Below are 14,714 nucleotides of genomic sequence, written 5' to 3'. Positions count from 1 at the left end.
AACCTAGGGTCGTTATTTCTTTTTGCGGCGTTCCATCATGCCTTTTTTCTCAAGGCCACGATAAATCCACTGCATTTGTCCAATGGTGATCAAGTTACTGCTCAACCAATAAAGTACCAAACCTGCAGGGAACCACAGGAAGAACACGGTAAAGATAACCGGCATATACTGCAGTAACTTCTGCTGCATTGGGTCGGTTGCTGGTGTTGGCTGCAGTTTCTGCATCACAAACATCGACACACCCATAAGAATTGGCAAGATGTAGTATGGGTCTTTTGCTGACAAGTCATTGATCCAGAGAAACAATGGTGCGTGACGCAATTCAACACTTTCAAGGAGTACCCAGTACAGCGCTAAGAAAATAGGTAACTGCAGAAGCATCGGTAAACAGCCACCAAGTGGGTTTACTTTCTCTTCTTTGTACATTTTCATCATGGCTTGCGACATTTTCTGACGGTCGTCACCGTAACGCTCACGCAACGCAGTCATCTTCGGCTGAATCATGCGCATTTTCGCCATAGACACATACTGCTTTTTAGTCAGTGGGTACAACAATGTCTTGATAATAATGGTAACGGCGATTATCGAAAGGCCCCAGTTAATGAGTACGCTTTGCACTAACTGAAGTAATTTGAAGATGGGTTGCGCCAACCACCATAAAAAGCCGTAATCAACGGTTAGGTTAAGATCTTCTGCTACCAAGGCCATGGCGTCTTGGTCTTTCGGGCCAACAAACAGTGTTGAACGCAATTCAGCTGTGGCACCAGGGGCAACGGTAGCGGTTGGGTACATCATGCCAATAATGGCCTGATCACCGCCAATAACCCGAGAAAACAACTGCTTGGTACCTTCGCCGCGCGGAATCCAGGCTGCCACAAAGTAATGCTCAAGCATTGCAACCCAACCTTTTTCGGTTGTACGGTTCAAGCGTTGGTCGCGCATGTCGTCAAAGGCATACTTTTCATAACGATCTTCGTCCCATGAGTAGGCGCCACCTTTGTAGGTAGGCATCATCATGTTGCCTGAGCCTTCAGTCATGACTTGCTTAAGCTGCGCGTAAAGTTGCACTTGTTTGTGCGTTGTGGCGGCGTTTTCAATGGTATAAACCACATCTACAGCGTAAGAGCCTTTATTGAAAACAAAGGTTTTTGTGATTTTGCTGCCGTCTTCTTGAGTAAAGTGCAAAGGTACTTCTAAAGTGTCGCCTTTTAACTCATAGCTGCTTTGTTCTACGTGGAACATTGGGCGGCCTTGGGCTGAGTCGGTACCATGTGCACCTACTAGGCCAGATTGGGCAATGTAGAGTTTGTTTGGATCTGCGTGAAGTAACTCAAAACGCTCTGGGCTATCTTGGGTTTGTGCGAACTGCAGTAACTGCGCGTTGACGACATCACCGCCGTGGGTGTCAATAACCACGTCTAACACGTCAGTTTTAACACGAACTCGCTGGCTAGTGCTTGCTGCTGCAGTAGTTGGCATACCAGCATCTGACGCTTCGGGTACAGCGCTATCAGTGGTTGTTGTTATTGAGCTCGCGCTAGGAACACCTGTGTCGTTAGTTGATGTTTGCGATTGTGCAGGTTTTTGTGTGCCCGCTGGTGCGGTATCAATGAGCCAATTTTGGTAGAGGAAAAAGCTAACGACCAAAAAAGCTATAAACAAGATAGAACGTGGCGAATTCATAAGTCCTTCGTCTCTGTTTTACTTTGATTCTTTGTTTCCGCTTCACATGGCTCAGTGCCTGGAACCGGGTCGAAGCCGCCGGGATGCCCCGGGTGGCATTTTAGAATACGCTTACTGGCTAACCAGAAGCCTCGCATCATACCATGCTTTTGGATTGCTTCGATGGCGTATTGTGAACAGGTTGGCGTAAATCTGCACCGTGGCCCTAACAGCGGACTAATAATCAGCTGGTAGAGGCGGATGAAGCCGATAGGTATTGCGCGCAACGCTTGCTTAATGTTCGCCATAAGTAATCCAAACGTTGCTGTAGCTCTTCTTGCGAAAGGTCAACAACACCGCTTTTGCCAATCACGATAATATCGAATGCCGGTATTTTATGCTGTTTTAACCGAAAACTCTCGCGAATCTTGCGTTTTATGCGATTTCGATCAACTGCGCGCTTGGCTCGCTTTTTTGAGAGCGTGACGCCAATACGAGGGTGGTCGAGATTATTTGGGGTAGCGAGCATGGTGAGTTCAGCTGTGACAGCTTTCACCGGGGGATTATCGAAGACTTTTTGAAAGTGCGCGGGAGTTAAAAGACGTAACTCCCGCCCGTAAGAGAGGTTCTGCTTCAATATTATGCAGACAGAACTTTACGGCCTTTGGCACGACGGCGAGCCAACACTTGACGACCGTTTTTCGTTGCCATACGAGCACGGAAACCGTGAGTGCGCTTGCGCTTCAATACGCTTGGTTGAAATGTTCTTTTCATGACGTTACTTCCGTATTCGGGTTACCTAAAAATTTAGAGCGCGAATTCTAACGGTTAAAAGGATCAAAGTCAACGGAAAAAGCTATCCACAAACAGCGAATAAGAATAGTTATTATTGTGGATAAAAGGGCTTAGCGTGTTGGGTAAATTTACCTGAAATGCTAGCGATCCTAGACCTCTTTTAGTACAATCAAATCAGTCCTGCAGGTACAAATTATAAAGGATCGGTTACGATCGATTCGAGACTGCACATAATTAAAGCAACATGCGACAAGAACGGGAGACAGGTGTGAATAAATCGCTTTGGCAATTATGCGCAGATAGACTGCAAAGCGAATTGACCGCTCAAAATTTCAATACTTGGATCCGCCCGTTGCAATCCGAAGTTGAACACGATGTTCTTACCTTGTATGCCCCAAATGCTTACGTTGTTGATTGGATCAAAGACAAGTACCTAAATACTATTAATGAGTATTTATCTGATCTTGCGAAAGAGCGTGGTGAGAAAAATCCGCGTGTTTCATTTCGTGTCGGAGGCGTTGAAAAGAAAGCTCTCGCCAATAATGTAAGTTCAGATTCTGCACGTGAGAACACCAGTTTAGGCGCGTCTGCCGACAAAACGGTTAGCCAACGTAGCAAGCGTGCAACCCCTTGGACGCAAACCGATGCTCCGGCACCGGCATTCGAGTCAAACATAGATGAAGAATATACCTTTGATAATTTTGTTGAAGGTAAGTCAAACCAGCTTGCGTTAGCGGCTGCTCACCAAGTGGCGGAAAACCCAGGCGGTGTTTACAACCCGTTATTTGTTTATGGTGGTACCGGTTTAGGTAAAACGCATTTGTTGCATGCTGTAGGCAATGCAATTCGTGCGCACAAAAAAGACGCTAAGGTTTTTTATATGCGTGCCGAACGCTTTGTTCAAGACATGGTGAATGCGCTAAAAAACGGTACCATAGACGAAATGAAGCGCTACTATCGCTCGGTTGACGCATTATTAATTGATGATATTCACTTCTTTTCGAACAAAAAGGGTACCCAAGAAGAATTCTTCCACACTTTCAATGCGTTACTTGAGGGTAATCAACAAATTATTCTCACCAGTGATTTGTATCCCAAAGAAATTGAAGGCCTTGAAGATCGACTGCGTTCACGTTTTGGTTGGGGTTTGACCATAGCTATTGAACCGCCAGAACTTGAAACCCGCGTGGCTATTTTAATACGAAAAGCACAGGAACGCGGTATTACGCTCCCACATGAAGTTGCGTTCTTTATTGCGAAACGGTTACGCTCGAATGTTCGTGAACTTGAAGGGGCACTGAACCGTTTAGTCGCAAACGTGAACTTAACAGGACGCCAAATTACGATTGATTTTGTGCGAGAAGCACTAAGGGATTTAATTGCTGCCCAAGAGAAATTAGTTACTATTGATAACATTCAAAAAACGGTTGCTGAGTACTACAACATAAAAATGTCGGACATGCTCTCGAAGCGCCGAACGCGTTCAGTGGCGCGCCCTCGTCAGGTGGCTATGGCTTTAGCAAAAGAGTTGACCAATCATAGTTTGCCAGAAATTGGCGATGCGTTTGGCGGACGTGACCATACAACGGTGTTACATGCTTGTCGTACAATTGCTAAGCTCAAAGACGAACAAAACGAATTAAAAGAAGATTACCGTAATTTAATCCGCACGCTTTCGGCATAAGATGTATAACAGAAAGTGGCAGGGACATAACAACAGGGGAATGTGGGCATGAAATTTTCCATCAATCGTGATGCTTTTTTAAAGCCACTTCAGGTTGTCAGTGGTGCTGTTGAGCGTCGTCATACTATTCCAATTTTGTCGAATGTATTAATTCAAGTTGAATCGGACTCAGTGCGCTTAACTGGTACCGATTTAGAGGTTGAGCTGGTTTCTTCGTGCACTATTGAGAGTGGAGAGCAAGGCGCAGTCACTGTTCCGGCTAAAAAGCTAGTCGATATTGTACGTAGCTTGCCAGATGGTGCGGTGGTTGAATTTAGCGCTTCGGCAGATAAAGCGATGATTCGCTCTGGTCGTAGTAAATTCACTTTGGCGACTTTGCCGGCGCAAGACTTCCCTAATATCGATGATTGGGATAGCGACATTCAATTAGTGACGAGCCAGGCGGTGTTAAAAGACCTCATGGAACGCACGCATTTCTCAATGGCAAACCAAGACGTACGTTACTATTTGAACGGCATGCTGTTTGAAACAGACGCCAATATTTTGCGCACTGTAGCTACCGATGGCCATCGACTAGCAATGAGCAGTTGCGATATTGGACAGCCTAACTTAGCTGCGCGACAAGTGATAGTTCCTCGTAAGGGTGTTATGGAGCTATTACGTTTACTAGATGACGCTGATAACGAAGTACGTGTTTTGATTGGGAATAATCATATTCGCGTTGAAACAAACGGTATTGGTTTTACCAGCAAGCTGGTCGATGGCCGTTTCCCTGATTATCGCCGTGTACTGCCTAGCGGGGGCGATAAAGTCGTTGTTGCAGAGCGTGATGTTCTTAAGCAGGCTTGCTCTCGCGCGTCTATTTTGTCGAATGAAAAATATCGCGGGGTAAGGCTTAACTTGAGTTCTGGTGAAATGTGTTTGACGGCAAATAACCCAGAGCAAGAAACGGCCGAAGAAATGTTAGAGGTTGAATACCAAGGAGAGCCATTAGAAATTGGTTTTAATGTGAGCTACCTCATAGATGTATTAAACACGATTCAAGGTGAAAAGGTAAAGTTGACATTGTCGACCTCTGACGCAAGCGGTTTAATTGAAGACAACGATGATAGCTCGTCATTGTATGTTGTTATGCCAATGCGACTGTAGTTGTGGCGTTATTAGCGTAGTATGTATTTAGAGTCGTTAGCCCTTACCACGTTTCGCAACTTTTCATCAGCGAAGATTTCGCCCGGTAAAAGAATTAATATTATCTCCGGGCAGAACGGCAGCGGCAAAACAAGTTTAATTGAAGCGATTTATTGTTTAGGTTTTGGTCGGTCGTTTCGGCCAGGAACTTTTCGTCAGTTAATACAAAATGAACAGCACAAATTTACTGTGTTCGCGCGAGTAACAGAGCAAAACGGTAGCCAACACCAAGTGGGCTACCAGCGCGACATAAACGGCGATGTGCAGTTACGTATTGACCAAACAAAAGAAAAACGGTTTTCAGCGCTTGCGCGTTTAGTTCCAGTACAGTTAATGACGCCCGAAAGCATAGATCTTGTTTTAGGTGGTCCGAAGGTAAGGCGACAGTTCATTGACTGGGGAGTGTTCCACGTGGAACATTCTTTTTATGGCGATTGGGTAAACTTTTCGAAGATACTAAAACAACGCAATAGCTTGCTTAAAATGAAACGCTTTCATCAAGAGCACCAATACTGGGACGAACAATTTGCTAGTTACGGTAAACGGGTTGAGCAGCACCGAGTTAATTACTTGGAAGAGTTTATACCCGTTTTACGTGAGCGATTAAAAGCATTTTTGCCGATGTACTCGTTTGATTTCTCTTTGAGGTCAGGCTGGGAGAAGGGCACAGAACTAAGCGATGCACTAGTAAAGCATCGTGATCAAGATTTACGTTATGGTCATTCAACGGTAGGGCCTCATAAAGCCGAGTTGAAGATTGTAGCGAATGGGGAAGATGTTCGGAATCTTCTTTCCCGAGGACAGCTGAAGTTATTGGTAGCTGCATTAAAACTAGTGCAGGGCGAATATCTTCAGCAGAAAACAGGCGTACAATGTATCTTCTTAGTTGATGATATAACGGCAGAGTTGGACTCTGGTAGCCAAGAAAAATTTTGCAATGCATTAGTTGCATCGAATTCACAGGTTTTTGTATCGGCTATTGATGGTAGCGAGGTTCATTCACTACTCAACATGGACGATACAAAGATGTTCCACGTGGAACATGGAACCGTCAAGGAACAATAGAGAAGCTGATTATGGCAGAAAACAATTACGATTCGTCCAGTATTAAAGTCCTAAAAGGGCTTGATGCAGTACGCAAACGCCCAGGCATGTATATCGGTGACACCGATGATGGTACTGGTTTACACCACATGGTTTTTGAGGTTGTCGATAACTCAATCGACGAAGCGTTAGCTGGACACTGTAAAGATATCTTGGTGACGATTCATTCCGACGGCTCTGTGTCAGTACGCGATGATGGCCGTGGTATTCCGGTCGACATTCACGAAGAAGAGGGCGTGTCCGCAGCTCAGGTTATTATGACCGTCTTGCACGCTGGTGGTAAGTTTGACGATAACTCGTACAAAGTATCCGGCGGTTTGCACGGTGTTGGTGTGTCAGTTGTTAACGCCTTATCTGACAAATTATTGCTGACCATTCAACGCCAAGGCCATATTTATCAGCAATCTTACAACTTAGGCGACCCAATAGCGCCAATGGAGAAGATTGGTGATACTGACAAAACCGGTACCGAAATTCGCTTCTGGCCAAGCCCAACAATATTTAGTGACATTGAGTTCCACTACGATATTTTAGCGAAACGCCTACGCGAGTTATCGTTCTTAAATTCCGGTGTTTCAATTATTTTGAAAGACGAGCGGAACGAGAGACAAGATCATTTCAAATACGAAGGTGGTATTTCAGCATTTGTTGCGTATTTGAATAAATCTAAAAACCCAATTCATCAAAACGTCTTCCATTTTACGAGTGAGCGTGATGATGGAATTTCTGTTGAAGTATCGATGCAATGGAACGATTCATTCCAAGAAGGCATTTACTGCTTTACCAACAATATTCCACAGCGTGATGGTGGTACTCATTTAGCGGGTTTCCGGTCTGCATTAACGCGTACCCTGAACACATATATGGAAAAAGAAGGTTTGAACAAAAAGTTCAAGACCAACGCAACTGGCGATGACGCGCGTGAGGGCTTAACCGCTGTTGTTTCCGTAAAAGTGCCTGACCCTAAGTTCTCGTCACAAACGAAAGATAAGCTTGTTTCTTCAGAAGTAAAAACTGCGGTAGAGCAGGCGATGAATGAGAAGCTCAGCGACTATTTGTTAGAGCAGCCAGGCGACGCCAAAATTATCGTTGGTAAAATTATTGATGCGGCGCGTGCTCGTGAAGCTGCACGTAAAGCGCGCGAAATGACTCGCCGTAAAGGTGCGTTAGACTTAGCCGGCCTACCAGGTAAGCTTGCTGACTGCCAAGAGAAAGACCCAGCATTATCTGAACTCTACATAGTGGAGGGTGACTCTGCGGGTGGTTCTGCCAAACAGGGCCGTAACCGCAAATTCCAAGCTATTTTGCCGTTAAAAGGTAAGATTTTAAACGTTGAAAAAGCACGTTTTGACAAAATGCTTTCTTCGCAAGAAGTAGCAACACTTATTACCGCACTTGGCTGTGGTATTGGTCGAGACGAATATGATCCCGACAAAACACGTTATCATCGCATTATTATCATGACCGATGCTGACGTCGACGGCTCGCACATTCGTACGTTGCTGTTGACCTTCTTCTATCGTCAAATGCCAGAATTGATTGAACGCGGCTATATGTATATTGCCCAACCACCACTTTATAAAGTGAAAAAGGGTAAGCAAGAGACTTACATTAAAGACGACCCAGGTTTGATTCAGTATTTAACCAGCTTGGCGTTAGATAATGCTTCTTTACACGTTAATAAGGACGCACCAGGAATTACTGGTGAACACCTTGAGTCACTGGTCAATGATTATCAGTTGGTGCAAAACGCGATTAGAATGCGATTATCACGCCGTATGCCGTTAGATTTTTTACAGCGCTTGGTATATGCACCGCGACTAACTGAGGAAAAGCTTAAAAATCAATCGGCTATGAACGAATGGGCCACCACTTTGGAAGGTGATTTAACCTCGCGCGAAGTGAACTCAGCGACTTACAAAATCACTGTGCAACATGACGAAGAGCGTGACCTCTATTTGCCTGTGGTGACCGTTCGCCGTCATGGTATTGATACGCCATACCCACTAAGCTTTGAGTTCTTGATGTCACGCGATTACGATCAGCTGGTTTCCATTGGTGAGAAAATCAATGGCTTGATTGAAGCTGGAGGCTTTGTACGCCGCGGTGATAAAGAGAAACCGGTAGAGGACTTTGTCGAGGCGGTTGAGTGGTTAATTAGTGAGTCTAAGCGCGGTATTTACATTCAGCGCTACAAAGGTTTGGGTGAAATGAATCCTGACCAGTTGTGGGAAACCACAATGGATCCTGAAACTCGCCGTATGCTGCGCGTGACCATTGAAGATGCCATTGCGGCAGACCAATTGTTTACCACGTTGATGGGCGATGATGTAGAGCCACGACGAGCGTTTATTGAAACGAACGCACTGAAGGTTGCGAACCTAGATGTGTAGTCGGCACTTAGTGGTCAACAAAAAAGGGAGCCTTTGCAGGCTCCCTTTTTCATTTTTGGAAACAAAGAAACAAGGTCAGTTATCAGTTAACCTGAATCTTATGCGTTTAGTTTAATTTAAAATCGAAATATCCGCAATTTGCAAAAACAACTCGCGAAGTTGATTCAATAAAGCTAAACGATTTTGACGAACCGCGTCGTCATCGGCGTTCACCATCACGTTCTCAAAGAATACGTCGACCGGCTGCTGCAAAGCTGCTAAGGCTTTCAATGCGTCCGCATAGTTGCCTTGCTGTAGCGCAGCCGAAGAGGCATCACGTGCCGCTATAATGGCTTTAGCGAGATCTTTCTCTGGGGCTTCAGACAACAAGGAATCGGTAACAACCTGCGGTAACTGCCCTTCAACCTTGGCGAGAATATTACTTACGCGTTTATTTGCTGCCGCTAATGCTTCGGCCTCTGGAAGTTCGCGGAAGGCCGTGACAGCATGTACACGTTGATCAAAATCAACCGGCGAGGTCGGTCGACGGGCTAATACGGCCTGAATAACATCGACCGCAATGCCTTGTTCTTGATACCACGCGCGGAATCGACCTAATAAGAAGTCAACCACGTCAGCTTTAACGTTATCTGCGGTAAGCATAGCACCGAAACTATCAATCGACACATCCACAAGCTTTTCTAGGTCTAAGCTACGGTAATTGCCTTCCACAATAATACGCAATAAACCAATAGCAGCACGGCGCAATGCAAACGGGTCACGGTCACCTTTCGGTACTTGGCCAATACCAAAAATACCCACCAAGCTGTCCAACTTGTCGGCAATTGCTACTGCAGCACCTGCTTTAGTCGCTGGCAGGTCATCGCCCGAGAACCGTGGTAAGTAATGTTCGAAAATTGCTTCTGCAACGCCTTTGGCTTCGCCATCGTGGCGCGCATAATGCATGCCCATGACGCCTTGCGTTTCAGGGAACTCCAGCACCATTTGCGACGACAAATCGGCTTTACACAATAATCCAGCGCGCGCCGCTACCGTGGCATCAGTTTCAAGCTGCTTGGCAATTTCAGCGGCAACTTGAGCAATGCGCGCTGATTTGTCCTTGATTGAGCCGAGCTGTTTTTGGAATAGAATATTGCCTAGACCATCTACGCGAGCTGCCAGCGTTGTCTTTTTGTCGGTTTCAAAAAAGAACTGTGCATCGGCCAGGCGAGGGCGAACAACTTTTTCATTACCTGAAATTATTTGTGCTGGGTCTTTTGACTCAATATTGGTTATAAAAATAAATGCTGGCAACAAATTGCCCTTGCCATCTTCTAACGGGAAGTAACGCTGATCGTCTTTCATGGTGACAATTAGTGGCTCTTTAGGCACCGCTAAGAATTTCTTGTCGAAGCTCGCTGAGAGGGCAATCGGCCATTCAACTAATGCGGTTACTTCGTCAATAAGGTCATTGTCTTCAATAACTTGCCCGTTGAGTTCGTTGGCCAACGACGCGATGCCTTCGACAATGCGTTGACGACGTTTGTCAAAATCGCCAATCACCCAAATTTTTTCTAACGTTGTTTCGTAGTCATCTGCATGCGCCAGTGTCGCACCTTGTGGTGCGTGAAAACGATGCCCCTGAATGTAGTTACCCGCCTGCACATCGAGCACGGTGCCGGCAATAACTGCGTCGCCAAACATCATGGTGACGGTTTTGACGGGACGAATAAACTGCGCGGTGCCATTACCCCAGCGCATTGGCTTCGGTATTGGCAGCTTTTTCAAGGCTTGGTTAACTAAGTCAGGCAACACTTCGGCTAATGGTTGGCCCTTAACTTCGGCTTTGTATAGCAGCCATTCGCCCTTGTCGGTTACTAAGCGTTCTGCGTCGGCTACGGTAATGCCATTACCGCGAGCCCAACCTTCGGCTGCTTTAGTCGCATTGCCGTTGTCATCAAAGGCAACATTGACAGCAGGGCCGCGTTTTTCTACAACTTTATCTTTTTGCTGAGCACTGAGTTCTTTTACCTGCACGGCTAAGCGGCGCGGTGACGCAAAAGATTTGACCGCAGCGAATGAAAACTCATTGTCATTCAATAAGCTGCTAAGGGCTTCGGTAAATGCTTCGCTAAGACCTTTTAGAGCTTTTGGCGGAAGTTCTTCAGTGCCAATTTCAACCAGTAACGTATTCTGTTGCACGGTTAAGCTCCTTGCTTGTTGGTTGTCGATGACTGCGCGAGCGAAAAGCCTAGTGCTTCTCGTGCGGCAAAATAGGCCTCTGCGCAGCCTTTGGCCATGGTACGGACGCGCAGAATATAGCGTTGACGCTCTGTTACTGAAATTGCGTGGCGTGCGTCGAGCAAGTTAAAGGCATGAGATGCGCGCATGACTTGCTCGTACGCAGGTAACGGTAGATTGTTTGCGAGTAAGTGCTCACATTCTTTCTCGCAAGAGTCAAAACGGGCAAATAAAACGTCAACGTCCGCATGTTCAAAGTTATAAGTCGATTGCTCGACTTCGTTTTGATGAAATACATCACCGTATAAAATCTTGCCGCGCGGGCCGTCGGTCCACACCAAGTCGTAAATGCTATCAACGCCTTGAATGTACATCGCTAAGCGCTCAAGGCCGTACGTAATTTCGCCGGCTACCGGCTTACATTCTAAGCCGCCAACTTGTTGAAAGTAGGTGAACTGTGTCACTTCCATCCCATTTAGCCACACTTCCCAACCTAGCCCCCAAGCGCCCAAAGTTGGTGACTCCCAGTTGTCCTCAACGAAGCGAATGTCATGGACCAATGGGTCGAAACCGAGCATTTCAAGCGAGCCGAGATAAAGCTCTTGAATGTTTGACGGTGAAGGCTTTAACAGTACTTGAAACTGATAATAGTGCTGCAAGCGGTTAGGGTTTTCACCATAGCGGCCGTCGGTTGGCCGGCGACATGGTTGCACATAGGCAAAGCTAGCTGGTTCTGGGCCAACCGAGCGTAAAAAGGTCATGGGGTGAAAGGTACCCGCACCTACTTCCATGTCGAGAGGTTGAACAACGGCGCAGCCTTGCTGTGCCCAATAATCCTGCAGAGCAAGTATTAGCCCTTGAAACGTTTTTACATCGTAACTAGCCATGCGTTATCTCGTGCTGATTTTTAATCCAAAGTGGCGTAAATTATACCCTGTGTTGGCGCGCGGATACAGGATACCTTGTTAAATGAGCGAAACAATTCAACGCTGTACCTGGTGCGGCACCGCAGAAGACTATGTTGCGTACCACGACAATGTGTGGGGACGCCCCGTTGCCGATAGCCAAGAGCTATTTGCCAAGTTGTGCCTAGACGGGCAGCAAGCTGGCCTTAGCTGGATAACTATACTGCGTAAGCAGGCTAATTATGAAGCTGCTTTTTGCAATTTTGACCCTGAAAAAATTGTACAACTACCACCATCGTACCAAGCCGAATTAATGCACAACGCTGGAATTATTCGTAATCGACTGAAAATTGAATCGATATTTAAAAACGCGCGCGCCTACTTGCGCTTGCGTGAGCAAGGTATCGACTTTAACCAATTTCTTTGGCAATTTAGCGATGGAAAGCCGCGAATCTTCGCCCGCAAGGGCGGCGACATACCCACATCAGACAGCGTTTCTGATAACATGGCGAAAGCCTTGAAAAAAGCCGGTTTTAATTTTGTCGGCACGACAATTTGCTATGCATTTATGCAGGCTGTCGGTATGGTCAATGATCATGTTGTTGACTGCCATTGTTACCAAAGCGTTTGCACTGAAATGCGTCAATTTTCCTTATAGATGAGTTTGATATGTTAGAAATAGTACTTGCCGATTATAGCAACCCGAAACATCGTCAAGCAGTGATCGATATGCTCGATGACTACGCGCAAGACCCAATGGGCGGTGGTGAAGCATTACCTGAAGCAACGAAAACCACGCTGATTGACGAAATGGCAAAGCGAGACTATGTTTTTTCGCTGCTCGCATTTAATGACGAACAACCCGTTGGGCTTGCCAACTGTGTCGAAGGTTTTTCAACGTTCGCCGCGAAACCTGTGATGAATATTCACGATATTGCGGTGATCAAAGACTTTCGCGGGCAGGGTATTGCGAAACGCCTACTTGAAGAAGTAAGCACCTTGGCGCAATTTCGCGGCTGCTGCAAGTTAACGCTGGAAGTGTTACAAGGCAATGAGCCGGCCAAAATCGCCTATGAGAAGTTTGGCTTTAAGCCATATCAGCTTGATGCCGAAATGGGCAAAGCCGAATTTTGGCAGAAATATCTGTAGCACGACCGTTAATCGTTAACGGTTATTCGAGGTGAGTGAATGAGTGAAACCACCAACGAGTTAGATACACTCGGATTGCGTTGCCCAGAACCTGTAATGATGCTGCGTGTGGCCATGCGAAAATTAGCGGTGGGTGACGAGTTGACGGTGATTGCAGATGACCCGGCAACAACGCGTGATATTCCGAGTTTTTGCCGGTTTATGGATCATGAATTAGTCAGCGCTCAGACCACTGATTTGCCGTACCGCTACATTATTCGTAAAGGCTCTTAAACTGCAAAAGCGATATTAGCTGTGAACAGCAAAAGCGATATTAGCTATTAGATAATGGATATTAGTTCAGCAGATATTAGGGCAAAAAAAACCGCTAACGGCGATGCCGCTAGCGGTTTTCTAATATCCGATATCCGATAGCTAATATCGAATTTGAACGGCTAAACGCGTTCGAAGACGGTGGCGATACCTTGGCCTAAACCAATACACATTGTTGCCACACCAAGCGTCGCGTCTTTGTTTTCCATTAAGTTAATCAACGTGGTTGAAATACGCGCGCCTGAGCAACCTAATGGATGGCCTAAGGCAATAGCACCGCCGTTCAAGTTAACTTTTTCGTCCATGACGTCCAACAGACCTAAGCCTTTAAGTACCGGCAATGACTGGGCAGCGAACGCTTCGTTTAGCTCCCACAAATCGATGTCGTTAACGCTCAAGCCAGCACGTTTCAAAGCTTTTTGGGTTGCTGGTACTGGGCCATAACCCATAATTGATGGATCACAACCCGCAACGGCCATCGCACGAATACGCACACGTGGAGTTAAGCCGAGCTCTTTGGCTTTTTCCGCAGACATGACCAAACAGGCTGCTGCACCATCTGACAATGCTGATGAGGTACCTGCTGTGACGGTACCATTGGCTGGGTCAAACACAGGGCGTAAAGCACCGAGGCCTTCAACTGTGGTTTCTGGACGAATCACTTCGTCGTGCTTAACCAGGTGTAAAATACCGTCGGCATCATGGCCCTCTAGTGGCAAGATTTCTTTGGCAAAGCGGCCTTCAAGGGTCGCTGCGTGCGCCCGCTGATGCGAGCGCGCTCCGAAAGCGTCTTGCGCAGCACGGTCAATACCAAACTTACGAGCCAATAATTCCGCTGTCATACCCATGCTACCAGCCGCACGCGCCACAGACTTGTTCATGCCTGGGTGGAAGTCAATACCGTGAGTCATAGGTACGTGGCCCATGTGTTCAACGCCACCGGCAATCATGATGTCGCCGTCGCCGTGCATAATTGCACGAGCGGCATCATGAATAGCTTGCATTGATGAACCACATAAGCGGTTTACGGTAACAGCCGATACCTGATGCGGAATGCCGGCAATTAACGCCGCATTACGCGCAATGTTAAAGCCTTGTTCTAGAGTTTGCTGAACACAGCCCCAGTAAATGTCTTCAAGTTCGTTAACATCAACTTGCGGGTTACGCTCAAGCAAGCCTTGCATGAGGTGTGCCGAGAGATCTTCAGCGCGCACGTTGCGGAACACGCCATTTTTAGAACGCCCCATAGGGGTACGAATACAATCGACAATCACTACGTCTTTCATAAATTCCTCCGTTAGC

The 14,714-nt window shown here is 46.5% G+C and carries 14 protein-coding genes; 7 read left to right on the top strand and 7 right to left on the bottom strand.

Annotated elements, in window-relative coordinates; translation table 11 throughout:
* Window positions 1-12: 12 nt before the first annotated feature.
* From yidC to rpmH, 4 genes are all read right to left on the bottom strand, one after another.
* Window positions 13-1,683, bottom strand: a complete 1,671-nt coding sequence (gene yidC, locus ASC40_RS09080) for a membrane protein insertase YidC (RefSeq protein WP_072243427.1) — start codon at window positions 1,681-1,683, stop codon at window positions 13-15.
* Window positions 1,680-1,970, bottom strand: coding sequence for a membrane protein insertion efficiency factor YidD (yidD, locus tag ASC40_RS11795; RefSeq protein ID WP_072243426.1), 291 nt, complete (start codon window positions 1,968-1,970; stop codon window positions 1,680-1,682). The genes yidC and yidD overlap by 4 nt, the downstream gene beginning before the upstream one ends.
* Complete coding sequence (rnpA, locus tag ASC40_RS09075; protein ID WP_425415074.1) at window positions 1,907-2,218, bottom strand: ribonuclease P protein component; 312 nt, start codon at window positions 2,216-2,218, stop codon at window positions 1,907-1,909. Before rnpA ends, yidD begins: the two co-directional genes overlap by 64 nt.
* Window positions 2,219-2,301: 83 nt before the next feature.
* Window positions 2,302-2,436 carry a 50S ribosomal protein L34 gene (rpmH, locus tag ASC40_RS09070; RefSeq protein ID WP_055439485.1) on the bottom strand — a complete coding sequence of 45 codons (135 nt, stop codon included), beginning with the start codon at window positions 2,434-2,436 and terminating at the stop codon, window positions 2,302-2,304.
* A gap of 289 nt (window positions 2,437-2,725) precedes the next feature.
* Between rpmH and dnaA the strand changes: the two genes are divergently transcribed.
* Genes dnaA through gyrB form a run of 4 tightly spaced genes read left to right on the top strand, consistent with a single transcriptional unit; the run spans window position 2,726 to window position 8,826 of the window.
* Window positions 2,726-4,141 (top strand): chromosomal replication initiator protein DnaA, encoded by a 1,416-nt coding sequence (dnaA, locus tag ASC40_RS09065; protein WP_055439484.1) that lies wholly within the window; start codon window positions 2,726-2,728, stop codon window positions 4,139-4,141.
* A gap of 48 nt (window positions 4,142-4,189) precedes the next feature.
* Window positions 4,190-5,290 carry a DNA polymerase III subunit beta gene (dnaN, locus tag ASC40_RS09060; protein ID WP_055439483.1) on the top strand — a complete coding sequence of 367 codons (1,101 nt, stop codon included), beginning with the start codon at window positions 4,190-4,192 and terminating at the stop codon, window positions 5,288-5,290.
* A gap of 21 nt (window positions 5,291-5,311) precedes the next feature.
* On the top strand, window positions 5,312-6,394 hold the full coding sequence (gene recF, locus ASC40_RS09055) for a DNA replication/repair protein RecF (RefSeq protein ID WP_055439482.1): 1,083 nt from the start codon (window positions 5,312-5,314) through the stop codon (window positions 6,392-6,394).
* A gap of 11 nt (window positions 6,395-6,405) precedes the next feature.
* Window positions 6,406-8,826: a DNA topoisomerase (ATP-hydrolyzing) subunit B gene (gyrB, locus tag ASC40_RS09050; protein ID WP_055439481.1), complete on the top strand. Its 2,421-nt coding sequence runs from the start codon at window positions 6,406-6,408 to the stop codon at window positions 8,824-8,826.
* A gap of 111 nt (window positions 8,827-8,937) precedes the next feature.
* On the opposite strand, the gene glyS is transcribed toward gyrB, so the two are convergent.
* Window positions 8,938-11,007: a glycine--tRNA ligase subunit beta gene (gene glyS / locus ASC40_RS09045; RefSeq protein ID WP_055439480.1), complete on the bottom strand. Its 2,070-nt coding sequence runs from the start codon at window positions 11,005-11,007 to the stop codon at window positions 8,938-8,940.
* A gap of 2 nt (window positions 11,008-11,009) precedes the next feature.
* A complete protein-coding gene (glyQ, locus tag ASC40_RS09040; protein WP_055439479.1) occupies window positions 11,010-11,933 on the bottom strand; it encodes a glycine--tRNA ligase subunit alpha in 924 nt (307 codons plus the stop codon).
* A gap of 82 nt (window positions 11,934-12,015) precedes the next feature.
* Between glyQ and ASC40_RS09035 the strand changes: the two genes are divergently transcribed.
* The 3 genes from ASC40_RS09035 to tusA are packed head-to-tail and all read left to right on the top strand — an operon-like array spanning window position 12,016 to window position 13,373.
* Window positions 12,016-12,609, top strand: coding sequence for a DNA-3-methyladenine glycosylase I (locus tag ASC40_RS09035; protein WP_055439478.1), 594 nt, complete (start codon window positions 12,016-12,018; stop codon window positions 12,607-12,609).
* Between the two features lie 11 nt (window positions 12,610-12,620).
* The gene (locus tag ASC40_RS09030; protein ID WP_055439477.1) at window positions 12,621-13,100 is read left to right on the top strand and encodes a GNAT family N-acetyltransferase; all 480 of its coding nucleotides are present in this window, start codon (window positions 12,621-12,623) and stop codon (window positions 13,098-13,100) included.
* 39 nt (window positions 13,101-13,139) lie between these two features.
* Entirely contained in the window at window positions 13,140-13,373 is a 234-nt protein-coding gene (gene tusA, locus ASC40_RS09025) for a sulfurtransferase TusA (protein WP_055439476.1), read from the top strand.
* Window positions 13,374-13,534: 161 nt separating this feature from the next.
* Here the strand turns inward: tusA and fadA are convergent, their stop codons facing one another.
* The gene (gene fadA, locus ASC40_RS09020) at window positions 13,535-14,698 is read right to left on the bottom strand and encodes an acetyl-CoA C-acyltransferase FadA (protein WP_055439475.1); all 1,164 of its coding nucleotides are present in this window, start codon (window positions 14,696-14,698) and stop codon (window positions 13,535-13,537) included.
* Window positions 14,699-14,714: the final 16 nt, after the last annotated feature.

The sequence above is a fragment of the Pseudidiomarina woesei genome (genome assembly GCF_001418345.1).
Taxonomy (GTDB): domain Bacteria; phylum Pseudomonadota; class Gammaproteobacteria; order Enterobacterales; family Alteromonadaceae; genus Pseudidiomarina; species Pseudidiomarina woesei.
This window is presented reverse-complemented; position numbering and strand designations above follow the sequence as displayed.